Here is a 21,991-nt window from a genome sequence, read left to right as displayed (position 1 = left end):
CAGATCGTGTTCAAGACCGGGTGCGGGAGCCGAGTTCCCCTTGGTTGGGCTTGACCCGCACCCGTCGCACCCCTAAGCCCCGCATTGCCAGTCGGCCGGACGACCGCTGCTGCAAGATCGAAAGGTCGCAGGGGAGGAAAGTCCGGGCTCCATGGAAACACGGTGCCGGGTAACGCCCGGCGGGGGCGACCCCAGGGAAAGTGCCACAGAAAGCAAACCGCCCGTGCGTTCGCGCAACGGGTAAGGGTGAAAGGGTGGGGTAAGAGCCCACCGCGGGCCCAGCAATGGGAACGGCACGGTAAACCCCACCGGGAGCAAGACCGAATAGGGGCGACATGGCGCAAGCCAGCCTGTTTCCAGGTTCGTCGCCCGGGTTGGTCGCGCGAGGCGTCCGGTAACGGACGTCCAAGATGAATGGTCGTCACGCGGCGGTTCGCCGCCGCCCTACAGAACCCGGCTTATAGGCCGACTGGCAATTTCTCTTCTTCGGCCGCCTGCCGGCATTGCGGGACGTGCGGCTCTGGCATGGGCCGCGCGGGCTCGGCAGGCCGCCGGAACGTGGTCCCTGAGCCCTCGGCATGGGCGATCGTCCCACCGTCACGCGCCGCGTCCCGATCCGAGGCGGCCGTCGCCGCCTCCCGTCATCGGCATTCCCAACATTTTGCGAAAATTCTCCTGTGCGCCTGCCGTGCCGGGGCCTGAGAAATCGTACGGATTCCTTACGCCCGGGCCGTGAAAAGCTACGGAAAATTAAGCTTAACCCTGTGTGATCAGCGCGAGGGCGCCTGCGTGTCGTGGGGGCCGATTCCATTGACGCCCATATTCACCCATGGTATCCCAAATCATCCCGGTCAGAGGGCGCTGCGATCGACAAAATCAGGTCGATCCGTGGGGTCGCATGCCACGTCGTCGGGGTGTTGTTTCCAGTCCGCGTCCCATGAGTGTTTTCCCGGCTCGCTACGCGGGCGGGTGTTCATTGGGCATTTTCAAGAGGAGCGCCGGCGCGAAAGGTGATGGACGAATTCGTTTCAACCTTCACCAACAGGCTGGACTCGAAGGGGCGAGTGTCGATCCCGGCACTGTTCCGTTCGGTCCTGACGCGCGACGGTTTCGAGGGCCTCTATTGCTGTCCCACGCTGGACCAGAACGCGGTGGATGCCGGCGGCAATCGCCTGGTCAGCCAGATCCGCGCCAGCCTGACGCTGTTCGAGCCGTTCTCCGAGGATCACGAGTTTCTCTCGACGACGCTGATCGGCGAGAGCGAAGTGCTGCGGATCGATCCGGAAGGGCGCGTCGCCCTGTCCGAGGGGATCAAGGCGCATGCCGGCATCGGCGATACCGTGACCTTTGTCGGTCAGGGCTACAAATTTCAGATCTGGGAACCGGAACGGTTCGTCGCCTATCGCGACGAGGCCAAGAACCGCGTGCGCGAACTGCGCCGCCGGCTCGGCTCGGGCCCGCGTTCCTCGGGAGGTACGGAAACATGACGGCCGGCGACGCCATTCCTGCAGGCGGACCGGACCGTCACGTCCCGGTGCTGCTCGCCGAGGTGCTCGCGCATCTCGTGCCGGCTGCCGGCAAGGTCATCATCGACGGCACCTTCGGCCTCGGCGGTTACAGCCGCGCCATCCTTGATGCCGGCGCGTCGGTGATCGGCATCGACCGCGACCCCAACGCGATCGCCGATGGCCAGGCGCTGGTTTCCGAGTATGCAGGCCGGCTGCAGCTCGTGCATGGCCGCTTCGGCGACCTCGACGAGATCGCGGCCGGGCAGGGGCATGAGAAGGTCGACGGCGTCGTGCTCGATATCGGCGTTTCGTCGATGCAGTTGGATGAGGCCGAGCGCGGCTTCTCGTTCCGCTTCGACGGCCCGCTCGACATGCGCATGAGCCAGGAAGGCCCGAGCGCCGCCGACGTCGTCAACACGATGGAGGCGCGCGATCTCGCCCGCATCATCTCGGTCCTGGGCGAAGAGCGCCGCGCCGGCGCCGTTGCCCGCGCCATCACGCAGGACCGCGTCGCCAAGCCCTATCTGCGCACCAGCGAACTGGCCGGCCTGGTCGAGCGCGTCGTCGGCAAGAAGCCGACCGATCCGATCCATCCGGCGACCCGCACGTTCCAGGCGCTGCGCATCTACGTCAACCAGGAGCTCGACGAGCTCGGCCGGGCGCTGGTCGCCGCCGAGCGCGTGCTGAAGCCGGGCGGGCACCTCGTCATCGTCTCGTTCCATTCGCTCGAGGACCGCATCGTCAAGCGCTTCCTGGCCGAGCGCAGCGAGATCCGCGCCGGTGGCTCGCGCCACATGCCGGAGCGCACGCTCGCCGCACCGACTTTCACGCTGATGTCCAAGGGGCCCGTCGTGGCCGGCTATGAAGAAACGTCGCGCAACCCGCGCGCCCGTTCCGCCAAGCTTCGCGCCGGCATCCGGACCGAGGCGCCGTCGCGTCCGTTCGATGCCGCGGCTGCCGGCGTACCGGCGCTTCCTGAATTCAAAGTGGCGAGGTCGTAATGCTCCGGGCACTCAACGTCATCTGGGTTGCTTTGATGGTCGCCGGCGCCGTCGTCACTTACGCCATGAAGGATCGCGCGGGCCGGGCCGCCGATCACGTCATGGAACTGCGCCGCGACATCGCCCGCGAAAAGGACCTGATGAACATTCTTCAGGCGGAATGGAGCGTGCTGGACCAGCCGTCGCGCCTCCAGGAACTGGTCGGCCGCTACAGCAGCTATCTGCATCTGACCCCGCTCGACGTGCGCCAGCTCGCCAGCCTCGACGAGGTTCCGGACAAACCGATCGAGGTGCCCGGCGCGAGTCTCGACCGGATGATCACCAGCGGCGTGGCCAAGAGCGGATCGGCCAAGCCGATCCTCGCCAAGCCGATCGTCGCGAAACCCACCACCGCCCAGGCCAGCATCGCCAAGCCACGTCCGCGTGACCTGGCGGCTCAATCGGGAGCGAATCCATGACGATGACGCTGACCGACCGCCCCGGAATGTTCAGCCCTTCCAATGGTCCCCGCCACGTCGCGCTCAAGGGCGCGAGCAAGGCCCGCCACGACCAGACGCGCAGCCGCATCGGGCTGACGATGATGGTCTTCATGATCGTCTACGGCGTGATCGGCGGCCGGCTCGTCATGCTCGGCATGAGCGATCAGGCCGGCTCCGCCGCGCGTGGCAGCGCGGCTTCCTCCGTCGCCACCGCCCGTCCCAACATCGTCGACCGCAATGGCGAAATCCTCGCCACCGACATCAAGACGGCCTCGCTCTTCGCCGAGCCGAACAAGATCGTCGATCCCGACGAAGCGACCGAACTGATCACCAGCGTCCTGCCGGACCTCGATGCGGCGCAGCTGCGCAAGAAGCTGTCGACCCAGGCCGGCTTCGTCTGGGTGAAGCGCGAGATCACGCCGAAGCAGCAGTCCGAAATCCACAATCTCGGCATTCCGGGCGTCGGCTTCCTGACCGAGAACCGCCGCTTCTATCCGGGCGGCCCCGCGGCTGCCCATATCGTCGGCCTGGTCAATATCGACAACCAGGGCATTGCCGGCATCGAGAAGGCGATCGACGAGCGGGGCCTTGGCGACCTGCATGGCGCCGGCTTCGCGATGAAGGGCGCCGACATGCAGCCGGTCAAGCTGTCGATCGACCTGCGCGTCCAGCACATCCTGCGCGATGAACTCGTCGGCGCGATGCAGCGCTACCAGTCGATCGCGGCGATGGGCGTCATCCTCAACGCCAAGACCGGCGAGGTCATGGCCATGGCGTCGCTGCCCGATTTCGATCCGAACAATCCTACCGATGCCAACAAGCCCGACCGGCTCAACCGCCTGACGGCCGGTACGTTCGAACTCGGTTCGGTGTTCAAGAGCTTCACCTTCGCGATGGCGCTCGATTCCGGCCGCGTGAAGATGACGGACAGCATCGATGCGCGCTTCCCGATCCATGTCGGCCGCAACGTCATCCGCGACTTCCACGCTAAGGCGCGCTTCCTGACCGTGCCGGAGATCTTCCAGTATTCCTCCAATATCGGCACCGCCAAGATGGCGCTCGCCGTCGGCCAGGAAGAGCAGCAGGCCTATCTGAAGAAATTCGGCCTCTCGACCCGGCTCAAGACCGATCTGCCGGAAGTGGCGACGCCGCAGGTGCCCAAGCGCTGGAGCCAGGCGACGCAGCTGACCGTCTCCTTCGGCCATGGCATCGCCATCACGCCGATGCAGGCGGCGGTTGCCGACGCGGCGCTGGTCAATGGCGGCCATCTGCTCTCGCCCACCTTCTTCCCGCGCACGCAGGAAGCCGCCCTGGCCGACTCGACGCAGATGGTCTCCAAGAAGACCAGCGACGAGATGCGCTGGCTGTTCCGCTTCAACGCCGTCAAGGGCTCCGGCCGCAACGCCGACGTTCCCGGCTATGTCGTCGGCGGCAAGACCGGCACGGCCGAGAAGATCGCCAACGGACGCTATGTCGAAGGCCACTATCTGAACTCGTTCCTGTCGGCGTTCCCGATGGACGACCCGGAATATGTGATGCTGATCTCGATCGACGATCCGAAGCCGGAGAAGCCGGGCCTGCCGGCGCTCGCGGCCTGGAACGCGGCCAATGTCAGCTCCAGCATCATCCGCCGCGCTGCCGCCATTCTGGGCGTCCAGCCGCGCAGCGAGAACGAAAGCCACCCCGACGCCATGCTTGTGTCGTATTGAGGATCGATGAGCGGGCCTCTGATTTTTGGCTCGCGCGCCCCTGCCTTGGCGTAAACTTGAACGATCGGGAGGATTCGACCCCAGAATGCGGCTCGGTGACCTAGCTTCCAACGACTTCTCGCTCCCCGCCGATGCGGCGGCGATCGAGATATCCGGCCTTACCGCGGACAGCCGGGCTGTCCAGCCGGGCTTTCTGTTCGCGGCCCTGAAGGGCGTCGCGGCGGACGGCTCGCGCTTTGCGCTGGATGCGGTGAAGCGGGGCGCGGCGGCGGTCGTCTGCGGTCCCGAAGCGAACTTGCCCGATGACATCGGCGTTCCCGTGCTGCGCGCGGCCGACCCGCGCATGGCGCTGGCGCATCTCGCCTCCCGCTTCTATCCGCTGCAGCCCGAACAACTCGTCGCCGTCACCGGCACCAGCGGCAAGACCTCGGTCGCGGCGTTCGTCCGCCAGATCTTCGAGGTCGCGGGCAAGCAGGCCGCTTCGATCGGCACCATCGGCGTCGTCTCGCCGGCCGGTTCCGACTATGGCAGCCTGACCACGCCCGATCCGATCCAGTTGCACCAGATTCTCGATCGGCTCGCGCGGCAGGGCGTTACCCACGCCGCGCTGGAAGCGTCGAGCCACGGCCTCGATCAGCATCGGCTGGACGGCGTCCGGCTGGTGGCAGCCGCCTTCACGAATCTCGGCCGCGACCACATGGACTACCATCCGACGGTCGAGCACTATCTCGAAGCCAAGCTGAAGCTGTTTGGCAATCTGCTGCCGGAAGGCCGCACCGCGGTGCTCGATGCCGATGGCCCCTATGCGGATGCGGTCATGGCCGTGGCGCGCCGGCGCGGACAGCGCCTGATCGATATCGGCCGGGCAGGGCGGGCGATCCGTCTTGTCAAGGCGGAACCCGATCTCTACAGCCAGTCGCTCGAACTCGACGTCTTCGGCACGCCGATGCATGTGCGCCTGCCGCTGGCCGGCGCCTTCCAGGTCTCCAACGCGCTCGTTGCCGCCGGCCTTGCCATCGCCACCGGCATCGAGCCGCGCGTTGCCATTGATGCGCTTGGCACGCTGGTGGGCGCGCCCGGCCGCCTCGAGCGGGTCGGCGTCACCGACAAGGGCGCGCTGGTCTTCATCGATTATGCGCACAAGCCCGACGCGCTCGATCATGCGCTCGGCGCGCTGCGGCCGATGACGCGCAAGCGGCTCTTCGTGGTGTTCGGCGCCGGCGGCGACCGCGATGCCGGCAAGCGCCCGCTGATGGCGGAGGCTGCCAGCCGCAATGCCGACGTCGTCATCGTGACCGACGACAATCCCCGCTCCGAGGATCCGGCCCGCATTCGCGCCGAGATCCTTGCCGGTGCCCCCGACGCGATCGAGATCGCCGATCGCCGCTCGGCCATTCTGGAGGCGGTTTCGATGCTCGGCGAGGGCGACGTGCTTTGCGTTGCCGGCAAGGGCCACGAGACCGGCCAGATCGTCAACGGCGTCACGCTGCCCTTTTCCGATCATGAGGTCGTCGCGGCGGCGCTCGCCGCGGAGGCGCGCACATGACCGACAAGCTCTGGGGTTTCGAGGAATTCGTCGCTGGCATGAAGGGCCGCCCGACGGCCGCCGGCCCTGCGATCACCGGCATCTCGATCGACAGCCGGACCGTGCAGCCGGGCGATGCCTTCTTCGCCATTCGCGGCGACCGCTTTGACGGCCACCGTTTCGTCGGCGCCGCCGCCGGCCATGGCGCGACGGTCGCCGTCGTCGCCTCCGACCAGCTCGCAGGCCTCGGCCGCATGACGATCCCGCTGGTCGTCGTGCAGGACGTGCTGGAAGCGCTGCAGGAGCTGGCCCGGGCTTCGCGGGCGCGCTCGACCGCGCGGATTGCCGCCGTCACCGGCAGCGTCGGCAAGACCTCGACGAAGGAAATGCTCGGCCATGTGCTGTCGGGGCAGGGGGCGACGCATTTTTCGCCCGCCTCGTTCAACAATCACTGGGGCGTGCCGCTGACCCTGTCGCGCATGCCGGCCGACGCCCGCTTCGCCGTGTTCGAGATCGGCATGAACCATGCGGGCGAGATCACGCCGCTGGTTGCGCAGGTTCGCCCGCATGTCGCGATCATCACCAACATCGAGGCGGTGCATCTGGAGTTCTTCCCGGATGGCATTGATGGCATCGCCCGCGCCAAGGCCGAAATCTTTTCCGGCGTCGAGCCCGGCGGCAGCGTCATCCTGAATGGCGACAGCCCGCAATTCGAGCGCCTGGCGCTGCTCGCCATGGATTCCGGTATCAACCATGTGTTGTCCTTCGGCACGGGCCGCGATTGCGATGCGCGGCTCGAAGCCCTCGACATGCAGCCCGATCATTCCCGCGTCAGCGCCCGCATCCTCGACCAGCTGGTCGAGTTCACGATCGGCGCGCCGGGGCGTCATTTGGTGCAGAACGCGCTCGCCGTCCTGCTGGCAGTCGCCCAGATGGGCGGCGATGTCGGCGAGGCGGCCTTGGCGCTCGGCGATCTGAGCGCGCCGAAGGGCCGCGGCGCCCGCCACGAGCTCGTCGTCGGCGAGGGCCGCGCGACGCTGATCGACGAAAGCTACAACGCCAGCCCGACCTCGATGCGCGCGGCGATCACCGTCCTGGCGCAGGCGCGGACGGAAGGCGCCGGTCGACGCATCGCCGTTCTCGGTGACATGCGCGAGCTGGGCGACGACACGCTGCGATTGCATGCCGAACTGGTCGAGCCGCTGACCGCGGCGGGAATCGACCGGGTCTATGCGGCGGGCCCCTCCATGCTGGCGCTCTGGGAGGTCTTGCCCGACGCCATGCGGGGCCATTATGCCGAAACCTCAAATGAGCTCGAGGCGATTCTTCTCGACGAGCTCGCCGCCGGCGACGTCGTGATGGTCAAGGGCTCGAATGGCAGCCGCATGGCGCCCATCGTCGAGACATTGAAGATCCGCTTTGCATCGGCGCCCGTCGAGAGCGATCCCGCCACTGAAGGACCCGTCTGATGCTGTACCTGCTGGGGGATCTCTCCGCGCAATTCTCGGGCCTCAACGTCTTCCGCTACATCACGTTTCGTGTGGGCGGCGCGACGATGACGGCGCTGATCTTCGTCTTCCTGTTCGGCCCTACGATCATCCGCGCGCTGAAGGTCAAGCAGGGCAAGGGCCAGCCGATCCGCGAGGACGGCCCCCAGAGCCATCTGGTGACCAAGAAGGGCACGCCCACCATGGGCGGCCTGATGATCCTCTCCGGCCTGATCGTCTCGACCCTGCTCTGGGCCAATCTTTCCAGCATCTATGTCTGGACCGTGCTGGGCGTCACGGTGGGCTTCGGCTTGATCGGGCTCTATGACGACTATCTCAAGGTCACCAAGCAGAGCCACAAGGGCTTTTCCGGCCGGTCGCGTCTCGCCGTGGAATTCGCGATCGCGGCGATCGCCTGCATCGCCATCTCGCATCTCTCGACCGGGCCGCTGTCGAACGCGCTGACCTTTCCCTTTGTGAAGGCCTTCGTGCTGGATCTCGGCTGGTTCTTCATTCCCTTCGGCGCCTTCGTCATCGTCGGCGCGGGCAATGCGGTGAACCTGACCGACGGTCTTGACGGCCTCGCCATCGTTCCGGTCATGGTCGCCACGGCCTCCTTCGGCGTCATGGCCTATCTCTCCGGCAACGCCATCTTCGCCGAATACCTGCAGATCCATTTCGTGCCCGGCACCGGCGAACTGGCCGTGCTCTGCGGCGCGATGCTGGGCGCGGGCCTCGGATTCCTCTGGTTCAACGCGCCGCCGGCCGCGATCTTCATGGGCGACACCGGCTCGCTCGCGCTGGGCGGCATGCTCGGCGCGATCGCCGTCGCCACCAAGCACGAGATCGTGCTGGCCATCGTCGGTGGCCTGTTCGTGCTCGAGGCCGCCTCGGTCATCATCCAGGTCGCGTCCTTCAAGCTGACCGGCAAGCGCGTCTTCAAGATGGCGCCGATCCACCACCATTTCGAACAGCTTGGCTGGACCGAACCGCAGGTCGTGATCCGTTTCTGGATCATCGCGGTCGTCCTCGCCCTGATCGGCCTCTCCAGCCTGAAGATCCGGTAACACGCAGATGACGCCGATCACCTCCCTTGCCGGCAAGTCGGTCGCGGTCTTCGGGCTCGGCGGCAGCGGGCTCGCGACCGCCGAGGCGCTCGTCGCCGGCGGCGCGAAGGTCGTGGCATGGGACGACAATGCGGATTCGGTGGCGAAGGCGGCCGCAGCCGGCATTCCGACCGCCGATCTGCGGCCGATCGATTTCGCCGGCTTCGAGGCGCTCGTCCTGTCGCCCGGCGTGCCTCTGACCCATCCGAAGCCGCACTGGACGGTCGAGCTCGCCCAGGCGGCCGGCATCGCGATCATCGGCGACATCGAGCTGTTCTGCCGCGAGCGGCGGGCGATCGCGCCCGGTTCGCCCTTCATCGCCATCACCGGCACCAATGGCAAGTCGACGACCACGGCGCTGATTGCGCATATGTTTCGCACCGATGGCTGGGATGTGCAGCTTGGCGGCAATATCGGCACGGCGATCCTGTCGCTGGCGCCGCCGGCCAGGGATCGCATCCATATCGTCGAGTGCTCGTCCTTCCAGATCGATCTGGCGCCGACCATCGATCCGACCGTCGGCGTCCTGCTCAACCTGACCGAGGACCACCTCGACCGGCACGACACGATGGAGCGCTACGCCGCCATCAAGGCACGGCTGGTGCGCGGCGCCGGGACGGCCGTGGTGGGCGTCGACGACGAGTGGTGCTCGGCGATCGCCTCTGATCTCGACAAGCGCGGCACGCCGGTCGAGCGGATCTCGGTTCATCGTCCCGTCGCCAACGGCTTCTTCGCCGACAAGGGCCGGATCTTCGAGGCCGAGGACGACGCGATCCGCGAAATCGCCGATCTCGCCGGGATCGGCGCGCTGCGGGGCGTTCACAACGCCCAGAATGCGGCGGCGGCGATTGCGGCGGCCCGCGCCATCGGCATGTCTGATCTCTCGATCCTGGAAGGGCTGAATAGCTTTCCCGGGCTGGCGCACCGCATGGAAGGCGTCACCCGGATCGGCAAGGTGCTGTTCGTCAACGATTCCAAGGCGACCAATGCGGATGCCGCCGAAAAGGCGCTGGCAAGCTTCGAGCGGATCTACTGGATCGCCGGCGGCAAGGCCAAGACAGGCGGCATCACCAGCCTCGAGCCCTATTTCCCCAGGATTGCCAAGGCCTATCTGATCGGCGCGGCGGCGGAGGAATTCGCGGCTACGCTCGCCGGCAAAGTTGAGACGGTGATGGCTGGCACCATGGACGTAGCGGTCGCCGCGGCGGCGCAGGACGCGGCCCGCGATGGCGCGGCGGAGCCGGTGGTGCTGCTGTCGCCCGCCTGTGCTTCCTATGACCAGTATTCCAATTTCGAGAAGCGCGGCGATCATTTCCGCAGTCTCGTCCAGGCGCTCGAAGGCGCCAAACCCCTCGTGGAGGTTAAGTGATGGTCAGCCGGGCCGATCGCAGTGTCTTCGCCGAGTGGTGGTGGACCGTCGACAAATATCTGCTGTTCGGGCTGCTCGCGCTGATGATCGGCGGCGTCGTGCTGTCTCTCGCCGGCAGTCCGCCCGTGGCCGAGCGCATCGGCCTCGACAGCTTCCACTTCGTCAAGCGGCACGTCTTCTTCATGGTGCCGACGATCGCCATCATGATCGGCACGTCCTTCCTGTCGCCGCGCAATGTGCGCCGGACGGCGCTGATCGTGTTCGCGATCGCCATCGTCCTGATGTTCGCGACCCTGTTCATCGGCCAGGAAGTGAAGGGCGCGCGGCGCTGGATCAACATCCTGGGCTTCTCGCTGCAGCCATCCGAGTTCGTCAAGCCGGCCTTCCTCGTCCTGTCGGCCTGGCTGTTTACCGAGAATTCGCGCCGCAACGACATTCCGGGCAACATCTTTGCCATGCTGCTGCTGGCGATCGTCGCTGCTCTGCTGGTGGCGCAGCCGGACCTCGGCCAGACCATGCTCGTCGTCATCGCCTGGTCGGCGGTGTTCTTCATGGCCGGCCTGTCCTGGTTCTGGATCGCCGGCCTCGCCGGCCTTGCCGGCGTCGGCATCGTCGCCGCCTACACCGTGTTTCCCCACTTCGCGGGCCGCATCAACCGCTTCCTGGACCCTGCTGCGGGCGACACCTTCCAGGTCGACACCGCGCTCAATTCCGTCATTCACGGCGGCTGGCTCGGCCGTGGTCCTGGCGAGGGCGTCGTGAAGCGCATCCTGCCGGACAGCCACACCGACTTCATCTTCGCGGTGGCCGCTGAAGAATTCGGCATCATCCTCTGCATGGGGCTGGTGCTGATGTTCGGCTTCGTCGTCGTGCGCGGCATGAGCCATAGCCTGAAGAACGAGGATGCCTTCGTGCGCCTCGCCTCGGCCGGCCTGCTGGTGCTGTTCGGCGTTCAGTCGGTCATCAACATGGCGGTGAACCTGAACCTGATGCCGGCCAAGGGCATGACGCTGCCGTTCATCTCCTATGGCGGCTCCTCCATGCTGGCGCTCGCTTTCCAGATGGGCCTCGTGCTGGCGCTGACGCGCCGCCGCTTCGAGCCGGCCCGCCTGACCTCCGGTTTCAGCCGGTTTGCGACGACCCGTCCGAAGGCTGCTTGAGGCGATGGAAAAGACGATCCTGCTGTGTGCCGGCGGAACGGGTGGGCATCTGTTTCCGGCGGAGGCGCTGGCCTACGCCCTGAAGAGCCGGGGCTGGTCGGTGCATCTCGCCACCGATCATCGCGCCGAGACCTACGGCCAGAACTTTCCCGCCGACGAGACGCATATCATCCGCTCGGCGACCCCCTCGGTGAAATCGCCGAAGGTCTTTCTCGCCGCCGCCCTCAGCCTCTGGCATGGCTACCGACAATCCAAGGCGATGCTGAAGCGGCTGCGTCCGGCCGCCGTCGTCGGCTTCGGCGGCTACCCGACCGTGCCGCCGCTCATGGCGGCCGTGCGACTTCGCATTCCCACGATCGCCCATGACGCCAATGCCGTACTCGGCCGCGCCAACCGGCTGCTTGCTTCGCGCGTCAGCGCGGTCGCGACCAGCTTCCCGGAGGTCGGCCACGCCAATGCCGCCGGGGCCAAGATCGTGCAGACCGGCAATCCCGTCCGCCAGATGGTGATCGACGCCAGCAGGGTGCCTTATCCGCGCATCGCGGCGGACGGTTCGCTCAATCTGGTGATCTTTGGCGGCAGCCAGGGCGCACGCTTCTTCTCCGACCTCCTGCCCGAGGCGCTTGCCAAGCTCGATCCGTCGGCGCGCGCCCGGCTTTCGATCGTGCAGCAGTGCCGGCCCGAGGATATCGACCGCGTCCGCGCCGCCTATGCCAAGCTCGGCGTCACGGCGGAACTGGCGCCGTTCTTTACCGACATGCCGGCCCGTATCGCGGAGAGCCATCTGGTGATCTCGCGTTCCGGCGCCTCGACCGTCTGCGAACTGGCCGTCATCGGCCGCCCGGCGATCATGGTGCCGCTTCCCGGCGCGATCGATCAGGATCAGAGCGCCAATGCGCTCGTGCTGGCCAAGGCCGGTGGTGGCTGGGTCGTGCCGCAGGCCGAGTTGACAGCCGACCGGCTGTCGCGCGAATTGACCGCCTTTCTGGCTGAGCCGGGCCGTCTGGCCCAGGCGGCGGCCGCAGCAAAATCAGTCGGTCGTCCCGACGCCGTGGAACGCCTGGCCGATCTGGTCGAGCGCGTGGCCGGCGGCGAGCGGCTCGGCGCATCGACCGGAGTTTAAGTCATGAAAATGCCCCGCGACATTGGGCCCGTCCATTTCGTCGGCATCGGCGGCATCGGCATGAGCGGCATCGCCGAAGTGCTGGTCAATCTCGGTTACCGGGTCCAGGGCTCGGATACGGCGGAGAACGCCAATGTCCAGCGCCTGAAGGCCAAGGGCGTCACCATCGCCGTCGGCCATGACGCGGCCAATCTGGGCGATGCCCGCGTGGTCGTCGTTTCCTCCGCCATCAAGGCCAGCAATCCCGAGCTGAAGGCCGCGCGCGAGCGCCTGCTGCCGGTGGTTCGCCGCGCCGAGATGCTGGCCGAGCTGATGCGCCTGAAGAGCGCCATCGCCATTGCCGGCACGCATGGCAAGACCACCACCACCTCGATGGTGGCGGCCCTGCTCGACGCCGGCGGCTTCGATCCGACCGTCATCAATGGCGGCATCATCAACGCCTACGGCACCAATGCGCGCATGGGCGCCAGCGACTGGGTCGTCGTCGAGGCGGATGAGAGCGACGGCACCTTCGTCAAGCTGCCGGCCGACGTGGCGCTCGTCACCAACATCGATCCCGAGCACCTCGATCACTACGGCACGTTCGACAAGGCGCGCGACGCCTACAAGCAGTTCATCGAGAACATCCCGTTCTACGGCTTCGCCGTGATGTGCCTCGACCATCCGGAAGTGCAGTCGCTGATCGGCAAGATCGAAGACCGCCGCATCATCACTTATGGCGCCAACCCGCAGGCGGACATCCGCTACAGCGAACTGCGCAACGATGCCGGCAAGTCGATCTTCACCGCCAGCATCCGCGACCGCGTCACAGGCGAGACCGACGAACTGGTCGACCTCGTCCTTCCGATGCCTGGCGAGCACAATGTGCAGAACGCGACCGGCGCCATCGCCATCGCGCATCATCTCGGCATTTCGAACGAGGCGATCCGCGCCGGCCTCGCCGCGTTTGGCGGCGTGAAGCGCCGTTTCACCCATACTGGCTCCTGGAACGGCGTCGAAGTGTTCGACGATTACGGCCACCATCCCGTGGAGATCGCGGCCGTGCTCAAGGCGGCCCGCGCCTCGACCCGGGGCAGGGTGATCGCCGTGGTCCAGCCGCACCGCTACACGCGCCTGCGCGATCTGTTCGACGGCTTCTGCACCTGCTTCAACGATGCCGACACCGTGTTCGTCGCTCAGGTCTACGCGGCCGGCGAAGCGCCGATCGACGGCATCGACAGCGACCATCTCGTCGAAGGCCTGCTCGTGCGCGGCCATCGCGATGCACGGGCGCTGGCTGGCCCGCAGTCCCTGGCTCCGGAAGTCGCCGCGATCGCCAGGCCGGGCGATTTCGTGGTCTGCCTCGGCGCCGGCTCGATCACCAGCTGGGCCTATGCGCTGCCGGGCGAACTCGAGGCGCTGCCCGCGATCGCCTAGCCGACCCGGCAGCCGATGCCGGCTGTTGTCTGGCTGTCATATTGAATCCGTAAAGCACCCCGGTTGTCAGACCGGGGGCTTTGACGTGATCAGGAAATTCTCTTCCGTAAGCTGGATGGTGCTCGCCGCGACGGGCGTGCTCTCCACCATGTCTAACGCCGCATATGGCGCGGACACGACCGTGGTCGCCGGGACGCCCCGTACCACGGCGCTGACCATGGCCGGGACCGACACTCTGACGGTGCAGAGCGGCGGCAGCTTCCAGACGAGCGCAACCGCCGTCACCATCAACGGCGCCTCGACGACCCTGTCGATCGACAATGCCGGCACGATCAAGTCGGCTAGCGGCCGCGCCATCCGTCTGAATGACAACACCGCCAACAACAGCCATTCGCTGACGCTGGCCAACCGCGCGACCGGCCTGATCGAGAGCAACGGCGACGACACGTTCCAGATCAGCAACCCGCTCTATGGCGGCACGGTGCTGGTCGAGAATTATGGCACGATCACCTCGACGGCGAGCCGCGCGATCAATCTGAACGCGGCGACCGGCGGCACGATCACCATCAACAATTACGCGACCGGCGTGATCAGCGCCGCCACGGGCGCCGATGTGATCCGGCCCGGCGAGAACGCCACGATCAACAATCACGGCACGATCCAGTCCACGGCGAACGCCAACAGCTTCAACGGCGACGGCATCGACTTCCAGGACAAGGGCGGCGGCGCGGTCAACAACTTCGCTGGCGGGCTGATCGAGGGCTCGAAGCACGGCATTACCGGCGATCTCGGCGCCTCGGTTGTTAACGAGTCCGGCGCGACGATCCGCGGCCGCAACGGCTCCGGCATCAATTTCGACACCTCGGGCTCGGCAGCGCCGGTGTCGATCGTCAACCGCGGCCTGATTTCCGGCGAGGCGCAGGTCACGAGCTCGACCGATACGGACGGCGACGGCGTCGATGTCGACGGCCTCGTCGCGATCGAGAACTACGGCACGATCCAGGCACTGGGCGCGCGCGGCTTCAAGGACGGCGTGCTCACGGATCCCAACATCTCCGACGCCGTCTCGATCGGCGGCGGCACGATCAACAACTATGCCGACGGCGTCATCCACAGCGTCCAGCGCGGCATCCTCGTCGACGACAGCGAGGGCGGCGCGGCCTTCGCGGCGACCTCGATCTACAATGAAGGCGAGATCTCCAGCGACATCGGCCAGGCGATCACGCTGACCGGCGAATGGAACGACAAGCTGGTCAACAAGGGCGAGATCGTTGGCGACGTGCGGCTGGGCGGCGGCGACGATGCCGTCACGCTCTATGCCGGCCAGTCGATCGACGGACTGCTCGACGGAGAGACGGGCTCGAATTCGCTGACCCTGGCCGACTACGGCACGTCCACGGTCGGCTCGCTCGACAACTTCCAGACCCTGAACGCCTCCATTGCCGGCAATGGCGATCACGGCCAGCTCGATGTCGACGGCGTTGCCACGCTGGATGGCGGCACGATCGCCCTGACGACGGAGAAGGGCCCCTATACGCTCGGCAGCCGCTACACGTTGATCAACGCCACCGGCGGCATCGAGGGCAAGCGCTTCGACACGCTGACCGTCACCTCCGACTTCCTGTTCATCGACCCGACGCTCGGCGGCGACGCCAACACGGTCTCTGTGACGCTCGATCGTAACGATGTCGCCTTCGCCAGCGTGGCGAATTCCGCCAACCAGCGCGCCGTTGCCAACGCCATCGACGCGGCCAACGGCAATAGCGAGCTCTATCGCTGGGTGTTCGGCGCCGAGGATCCGGTCGCGCTGGCAAATTCCTTCGCGCTGCTGGATGGCGAGGTGCATGCCGATGTGACCGGCGCGCTCGCGCAGCAATCCATGCAGGCGGAACTCGCCATCCTCTCGCGTCTGTCGCGGATAGGCGCCGCCAAGGCGCCGGCGACTTCGACGGCTCCGCTCGCCTATGGCGAGGAACCGAAGGGGAAGGGCACCTCGGCCTTCGGCGCGCTGGCGCCGGCCGACATGGGCTATTCCGCCTGGACTCAGGCGTTCGGTGCGTGGACCTCGACCGATGGAAATGAGAACGCCGCGGGCGTCGATACCAATCTGGGCGGCGTGCTGGTCGGCGCCGACCTGACGGGCGAGGGCTACACGCTGGGCCTGGCCGGCGGCTACAGCCGGGGTTCGACCGATGTCGACGACCGCGCTTCCTCGGCCGACATCGGCACCGGCCTGCTGGCGCTCTATGGCGGCGCGCGGTTCGACCAGCTCCGCCTGCGCGGCGGCGCCTCGATCGCCTGGAGCTCGATCGACACGAAGCGCACGACCGTCCTTGGCGACCTCGTCGAGCGGCCGGAGGCGTCCTATGACGCGACCACGGCCAATCTCTTTGCCGAGCTCGGCTACGAGACCCAGTTCGGCGCCTCGACGCTCGAGCCCTTCGCCGGCATCGGCTGGGTGAATGTCGACGCCGATGGCTTCACGGAAACCAACGCGCCGGTAACCGGCCTGCGCTCGGACGGCGCCTCGTTCGACACGCCCTACACGACGCTCGGTGTTCGGGCCTCGACCGAGATGGTGGTTGGAGGCGTCAAGGTGGCGCCGCGCGGCATGCTGGGCTGGCGCCATGCCTTCCAGGATATCCCCGACGCCGCGCTAGCCTTCAGCGGCACCGGCACCGGCACCGGATTTACCGTCGATGGCGCGCCAATTGCCCGTGACAGCCTGCTGCTTGAAGCCGGTCTCGACGTCGCCGTGAATGCCAACGTCAATCTCGGCCTGACCTATGCGGGTTCGTTCGGAGATGGCGCCACGTCGAACGCCGTGAAGGTCAATGGCGAGATCCGCTTCTGACGCGACCGATTGACTCAGTCGGCCAGGCGGCCCCGCAAAGGGCCGCCTTTTTCACGTTCACCATTTCGGTTGGTTAACGCTTCTTTACCATTTTTCGTAGATATTCCGACCATACGATTCGGTTGGAAGGAATGCGTTTTGGCGAAGCATGTCGCCGTCCTCATGGGCGGGTGGTCCAGTGAACGACCGGTGTCGCTCAATTCGGGGAATGGCTGCGCCGACGCGTTGGAGCAGGCCGGCTACCGGGTCACGCGCGTCGACGTGCAGCGCGATATCGCCGAGGTCCTGGCGAAGCTGAAGCCCGACGTCGCCTTCAATGCATTGCATGGCCCGTATGGCGAGGACGGCTCGATCCAGGGCGTGCTCGAGATCCTCGGCATCCCCTATACGCATTCCGGCGTGCTTGCTTCGGCGCTCGCGATGAACAAGGCGCGCGCCAAGGACGTCATGCAGGCCGCCGGCATTCCGGTCGCCGACTCGCTGCTCATCCACCGCCTGGAAGCGGCCCGCGCCCATGCGATGGAGCCGCCCTATGTCGTCAAGCCGGTCGCGGAAGGGTCGAGCTTCGGCGTGCTGATCGTGCGCGAGGACGCGATTAACCCGCCTCAACAATTATTTGCGGATGACTGGGCCTTCGGCGAGACCGTCATGGTCGAGCGTTACGTTGCGGGACGCGAGCTCACCTGTGGCGTCCGGGGCGATGAAGCCTTTGATATCATTGAACTCGTGACGGCCGAGGGCGGCTGGTACGACTATGATTCCAAATATTCCGCGAACGGCGCGCGCCACGTTATTCCGGCGCCGCTTTCACCAAATATTTACCAAAGTATACAGAATCTAGCGGTACGGGCGCATCGGGCTCTCGGGTGTCGCGGCATCAGCCGGGCGGACTTCCGATACGACGATGGTCCGGGTGGTACGGGGCAACTGGTTTGCCTCGAAGTGAATACCCAGCCGGGCATGACGGCGACGTCGCTGGTCCCGGATATGGCGCGCTACGCGGGAATGGATTTCCCGGCTTTGGTGAGTTGGATGGTGGAGGACGCGTCTTGCGGCAGATAAGCCCGAGAACCGGCAAGGAGACGGCAGGCGATGCGCCGGCAACGGAGATGGCCGCTGGCCTGAAACTGTCGCCCTGGCTGCGTCGGCGGATCCGTGCCTTCTCGCGCGTCGAATGGCGCGTGCCGCGTCACGCCGGCCTCAAGGGCACGGCGCTGCTGTTCGCGGCGACGGGCATTGCCGGCATCATCTCCGCCGACCGCGTCGACGAGACCGTGACCTGGCTGAGCTCGGCTTCGGGCCTCGCGATCGACTCCGTGCGCATCACCGGCCAGACCGAGACGTCCGAGATCGCGGTGCTGAACCGTCTGGAGCTGCCGCCGCAGGCGTCGCTGGCAACCTTCGACCTCGCCGCCGCGCGGGAACGCGTCGAGACGCTGCCCTGGGTCGAGAATGCGACCCTGCGCAAGATCTACCCGGCGACCCTCAAGATCACCATCGACGAGCGCAAGCCCTACGTCCTGTGGCAGCGCGACCAGACGGTTTCTGTCATCGACGAATCCGGCCGCGTCATCGGCGATGCGTCGGACGATCACTACCAGAACCTGATCCGTGTCGTGGGACAGGGCGCCGACAAGCGCGCCGGCGAGGCCATCGCGCTCGCGGAGACGGCTTCCTCAATCCGCTCGCGCCTGCGCGCCGCTGTGCTGATCTCGGAGCGCCGCTGGAACCTGATGCTCGACAATGGCGTCACGCTGATGCTGCCGCAGGACAAGCCCGAAGCGGCGCTGGCCCTGATCGCCCAGCTCGACGCCAAGGACGGGCTTCTGTCCAAGGACATCGTCAGCATCGATTTCCGTCTCGCCGACCGCATGTTCGTGCGCATGACGCCGGAAGCGGCCGCCCGGCGCACGGTCGAAATCAAGGAACGCGAAAAGCTCGCCAAGCGTAAGGGAGCGAGCACCTGATGTCCCTTTTTGTGTCATCCGACAGCCGCATGCGTCCTCTGCCAACCAAGAAGAGCACGGTCGTCTCGATCCTCGATATCGGATCGTCGAAGATCTGCTGCCTGATCGCCCGTCTGAAGCCGCGCGAAGTGGGCGACGTCCTGCCGGGCCGCACCCATGCGGTCGAGGTTCTCGGCATCGGCCACCAGCGTTCGCGCGGCATCAAGTCGGGCGTCGTCGTCGATCTCGACAAGGCCGAGCAGGCGATCCGTCTGGCCGTCGACGCGGCCGAGCGCATGGCCGGCGTGACCGTCGAGTCGCTGATCGTCAACGTTTCCTGCGGTCGCCTGGCGAGCGAGGCGTTTTCCGCCAGCGTCGCCCTGGCCGGCCATGAAGTGGTCGAGGCGGATATCAAGCGGGTTCTGGCCGCCGGCCGCGAGCACTCCGTCACCGATGATCGCGCCGTCATCCATTCCCTGCCGATCGGCTATGCCATCGACGGCAATGGCGGCATCCGCGATCCGCGCGGCATGCTGGGCGAGCGTCTCGGCGTCGACATGCATGTCGTCACCGGCGAAAACGCGCCGCTGCGCAATCTGGAACTCGCCATCGGCCGCTGCCATCTCTCGGTCGAGGCGATGGTTGCCACACCCTATGCCTCCGGCCTCTCGGCGCTTGTCGACGACGAGACCGAACTGGGTGTTGCCTGCGTCGATCTCGGCGGCGGCACCACGACGATCTCCGTCTTCATGGACGGCCAGTTCGTCCATGCCGACGCCATCGCCATCGGCGGCCAGCATGTCACCACCGACATCGCCCGCGGTCTCTCGACCCGGATCGAGGATGCCGAGCGGCTGAAGACCATGCATGGCAGCGCGCTGCCGAGCGTGTCGGACGACCGCGACATCCTCTCGGTCCCGCCGATCGGCGACGACGACCGCGATCTGCCGAACCAGATTCCGCGCTCGGCGCTGACGCGCATCATCCGCGCGCGCATCGAAGAAATCCTGGAGCTCGTCCGTGACCGGCTCAATGCCTCCGGCTTCCAGACCATGGTCGGCCGGCGCATCGTCCTCACGGGCGGCGCCAGCCAGTTGACAGGTATCACCGAGGCGGCGCGGCGGATTCTTGCCCGCAATGTCCGGCTCGGTCGTCCGCTCGGCGTAACGGGTCTGCCGGAGGCGGCGCGCGGGCCGGCCTTCTCGGCCGCGGTAGGTCTTCTGATCTATCCGCAGGTCGCGCAGATCGAGCAGGTATCCGCGATGCGGGGGCATCGGTTGGCCATGACCGGAACGGGCGGGTACTTCTCCCGCTTCGGTCACTGGTTTCGTGAAAGTTTTTAAGAAGCAACAAGATGAAGCGTCCGCGGCGGGGCGCTTCAGTTTGACGGAAATATGGTCGGGGAACGCCACCGGCTTAGGGGTCAAGACGACGAGGTCACCATGACGATCAACCTGAAGATGCCGGATATTACTGAGCTGAAGCCCAAGATCACGGTCTTTGGCGTAGGCGGCGCGGGTGGCAACGCCGTCAACAACATGATTCGCTCGGGCCTCGAAGGGGTCGAGTTCGTCTGCGCCAACACCGATAGCCAGGCGCTGATGTCGGCCCGCGCCGAACGTCTGATCCAGATGGGCGTCGCTGTCACCGAAGGCCTTGGCGCCGGCTCGATGCCGGATGTCGGCCGCGCTGCCGCCGAAGAAGTCATCGACGAGATCAACGACCATCTCGCCGGTTCGCACATGGTGTTCGTCACCGCCGGCATGGGCGGCGGCACGGGCACGGGTGCGGCTCCCGTCATCGCCCGGACGGCCCGCTCGCACGGTATACTGACCGTCGGTGTGGTGACCAAGCCCTTCCAGTTCGAAGGTGCCCGCCGGATGCGCGTTGCCGAAGCCGGCATCAAGGAACTGCAGGAGAGCGTCGACACGCTCATCGTCATTCCGAACCAGAACCTGTTCCGCATCGCCAACGAGAAGACGACCTTCGCCGACGCCTTCGCGATGGCCGACCAGGTCCTCTATTCGGGCGTCGCGTGCATCACCGACCTGATGGTCAAGGAAGGCCTGATCAATCTCGACTTCGCCGACGTCCGCTCGGTGATGCGCGAGATGGGCAAGGCCATGATGGGCACGGGCGAAGCTTCCGGCGAGCGCCGCGCGATCATGGCTGCCGAGGCGGCCATCGCCAATCCGCTGCTCGACGAGACCTCGATGCACGGCGCCCGCGGCCTGCTGATCTCGATCACCGGCGGCCGTGATCTGACGCTGTTCGAAGTCGACGAAGCCGCGACCCGTATCCGCGAGGAAGTCGATCCCGACGCGAACATCATCCTGGGCGCCACGTTCGAGGAAAGCCTCGAGGGTGTCATCCGCGTGTCGGTCGTCGCAACCGGCATCGAGTCGGATGCCAAGGACGAAGTCTCGCCCGGCGACCTGCGCACGCAGGAAATGGCTGCCCGCATGAAGGCCGCCGCCCAGCAGGCTGCCCCGCAGGCTCCGGCCCAGACGCGCCCCTCGGTTCAGACTGAATCCCGCGCGCCGCAGGCCCAGGCTCCGGCCTTCCGCCCCGCCGTTCCCCAGCAGGCTCCCGTGCAGCAGCACGCGCCGGCTCAAAATCCGGTGCGTGATCCTGGAGTAACCATCGCTCCGATGGCGCCGCCGGCCGTTTCCTACGCCGAAGCCGAACTCGACCACGAGTTCGACATGGTGCCGGCTCCGGTCCGTGACGATCACGTTCCGGCTCCGCAGCCCTTCATCCCGCCGGCAGCCGAGGCTCCGTCCGCATCCCGCATGCCGCGGGTCGAGGACTTCCCGGTCGTCGCCCAGCGCGAGATGCAGGCCCAGCGCGCCGAGCCCCAGCAGCAGGTCGAGGAAGATCGTGGTCCGATGAGCCTTCTGCGCCGCCTGGCGCATGTAGGTCTTGGCCGCCGTGAAGAAGAAGCCGCACCGCCGGTGACCCGCCAGCAGCCGGCCCCGCAGCAGCGCGCTCCCCAGCAGGGCAGCCCGCAGCAGCCGGTTCGCCAGCCGCAGGCCCCGCAGGCCGGCTACGCTGCCGCGCCGCGCCAGCCGCAGCAGGCCCAGCCGCCGCGTGCCCCGCAGCAGGCACAGCCGGACTATCGCCCGCGCCAGGCAGAGCTCGACCAGCATGGTCGCGTGATGCCGCGCAGCGAGGATGACCAGCTCGAAATCCCGGCTTTCCTCCGCCGCCAGGCGAACTAAGCCGCGACACAAGCAAGATCGAGGCCCGGCACTGGAGACAGCGCTGGGCCTCTTTTATTCAGGGTCCGTAAGCCACGTTACAGAAGG

At 66.7% G+C, this 21,991-nt stretch carries 16 protein-coding genes and 1 other RNA gene; all 17 read left to right on the top strand.

Annotated elements, in window-relative coordinates:
• The first annotated feature begins 87 nt into the window (after positions 1 to 87).
• The 17 genes from rnpB (at position 88) to ftsZ (ending at position 21,904) form a co-directional block, all read left to right on the top strand.
• Positions 88 to 477, top strand: an RNA gene (gene rnpB, locus ABIE08_RS09130) — RNase P RNA component class A.
• Positions 478 to 1,013: 536 nt separating this feature from the next.
• Positions 1,014 to 1,487: a division/cell wall cluster transcriptional repressor MraZ gene (locus ABIE08_RS09125; protein ID WP_354550425.1), complete on the top strand. Its 474-nt coding sequence runs from the start codon at positions 1,014 to 1,016 to the stop codon at positions 1,485 to 1,487.
• Positions 1,484 to 2,509, top strand: a complete 1,026-nt coding sequence (gene rsmH / locus ABIE08_RS09120) for a 16S rRNA (cytosine(1402)-N(4))-methyltransferase RsmH (RefSeq protein WP_354550423.1) — start codon at positions 1,484 to 1,486, stop codon at positions 2,507 to 2,509. The genes ABIE08_RS09125 and rsmH overlap by 4 nt, the downstream gene beginning before the upstream one ends.
• Entirely contained in the window at positions 2,509 to 2,967 is a 459-nt protein-coding gene (gene ftsL, locus ABIE08_RS09115; protein WP_354550422.1) for a cell division protein FtsL, read from the top strand. The genes rsmH and ftsL overlap by 1 nt, the downstream gene beginning before the upstream one ends.
• Positions 2,964 to 4,697, top strand: a complete 1,734-nt coding sequence (locus ABIE08_RS09110) for a peptidoglycan D,D-transpeptidase FtsI family protein (RefSeq protein ID WP_354550421.1) — start codon at positions 2,964 to 2,966, stop codon at positions 4,695 to 4,697. Before ftsL ends, ABIE08_RS09110 begins: the two co-directional genes overlap by 4 nt.
• Before the next feature lie 85 nt (positions 4,698 to 4,782).
• Positions 4,783 to 6,243 carry a UDP-N-acetylmuramoyl-L-alanyl-D-glutamate--2,6-diaminopimelate ligase gene (locus ABIE08_RS09105; RefSeq protein ID WP_354550419.1) on the top strand — a complete coding sequence of 487 codons (1,461 nt, stop codon included), beginning with the start codon at positions 4,783 to 4,785 and terminating at the stop codon, positions 6,241 to 6,243.
• Positions 6,240 to 7,691, top strand: a complete 1,452-nt coding sequence (locus tag ABIE08_RS09100) for a UDP-N-acetylmuramoylalanyl-D-glutamyl-2,6-diaminopimelate--D-alanyl-D-alanine ligase (RefSeq protein ID WP_354550418.1) — start codon at positions 6,240 to 6,242, stop codon at positions 7,689 to 7,691. Before ABIE08_RS09105 ends, ABIE08_RS09100 begins: the two co-directional genes overlap by 4 nt.
• The gene (gene mraY, locus ABIE08_RS09095; RefSeq protein WP_266329558.1) at positions 7,691 to 8,776 is read left to right on the top strand and encodes a phospho-N-acetylmuramoyl-pentapeptide-transferase; all 1,086 of its coding nucleotides are present in this window, start codon (positions 7,691 to 7,693) and stop codon (positions 8,774 to 8,776) included. The genes ABIE08_RS09100 and mraY overlap by 1 nt, the downstream gene beginning before the upstream one ends.
• Before the next feature lie 7 nt (positions 8,777 to 8,783).
• A complete protein-coding gene (gene murD / locus ABIE08_RS09090) occupies positions 8,784 to 10,184 on the top strand; it encodes a UDP-N-acetylmuramoyl-L-alanine--D-glutamate ligase (RefSeq protein ID WP_354550417.1) in 1,401 nt (466 codons plus the stop codon).
• Positions 10,184 to 11,344 carry a putative lipid II flippase FtsW gene (gene ftsW, locus ABIE08_RS09085; protein ID WP_354550415.1) on the top strand — a complete coding sequence of 387 codons (1,161 nt, stop codon included), beginning with the start codon at positions 10,184 to 10,186 and terminating at the stop codon, positions 11,342 to 11,344. Before murD ends, ftsW begins: the two co-directional genes overlap by 1 nt.
• Positions 11,345 to 11,348: 4 nt before the next feature.
• Positions 11,349 to 12,467, top strand: a complete 1,119-nt coding sequence (gene murG / locus ABIE08_RS09080) for an undecaprenyldiphospho-muramoylpentapeptide beta-N-acetylglucosaminyltransferase (protein ID WP_354550414.1) — start codon at positions 11,349 to 11,351, stop codon at positions 12,465 to 12,467.
• Positions 12,468 to 12,470: 3 nt separating this feature from the next.
• Complete coding sequence (gene murC, locus ABIE08_RS09075) at positions 12,471 to 13,883, top strand: UDP-N-acetylmuramate--L-alanine ligase (RefSeq protein ID WP_354550413.1); 1,413 nt, start codon at positions 12,471 to 12,473, stop codon at positions 13,881 to 13,883.
• Between the two features lie 85 nt (positions 13,884 to 13,968).
• Entirely contained in the window at positions 13,969 to 16,737 is a 2,769-nt protein-coding gene (locus ABIE08_RS09070) for an autotransporter domain-containing protein (RefSeq protein WP_354550411.1), read from the top strand.
• Positions 16,738 to 16,875: 138 nt separating this feature from the next.
• Positions 16,876 to 17,799, top strand: a complete 924-nt coding sequence (locus ABIE08_RS09065) for a D-alanine--D-alanine ligase (RefSeq protein WP_354550410.1) — start codon at positions 16,876 to 16,878, stop codon at positions 17,797 to 17,799.
• Positions 17,787 to 18,704: a cell division protein FtsQ/DivIB gene (locus ABIE08_RS09060; protein ID WP_354550409.1), complete on the top strand. Its 918-nt coding sequence runs from the start codon at positions 17,787 to 17,789 to the stop codon at positions 18,702 to 18,704. The genes ABIE08_RS09065 and ABIE08_RS09060 overlap by 13 nt, the downstream gene beginning before the upstream one ends.
• A 29-nt stretch (positions 18,705 to 18,733) precedes the next feature.
• A complete protein-coding gene (gene ftsA, locus ABIE08_RS09055) occupies positions 18,734 to 20,026 on the top strand; it encodes a cell division protein FtsA (protein WP_396308780.1) in 1,293 nt (430 codons plus the stop codon).
• A 99-nt stretch (positions 20,027 to 20,125) separates the two neighbouring features.
• Positions 20,126 to 21,904: a cell division protein FtsZ gene (ftsZ, locus tag ABIE08_RS09050; RefSeq protein WP_354550406.1), complete on the top strand. Its 1,779-nt coding sequence runs from the start codon at positions 20,126 to 20,128 to the stop codon at positions 21,902 to 21,904.
• Positions 21,905 to 21,991 lie beyond the last annotated feature (87 nt).

Origin of the sequence: Kaistia defluvii, from assembly GCF_040548815.1 — a bacterium.
Lineage (GTDB): Bacteria > Pseudomonadota > Alphaproteobacteria > Rhizobiales > Kaistiaceae > Kaistia > Kaistia defluvii_A.
This window is presented reverse-complemented; position numbering and strand designations above follow the sequence as displayed.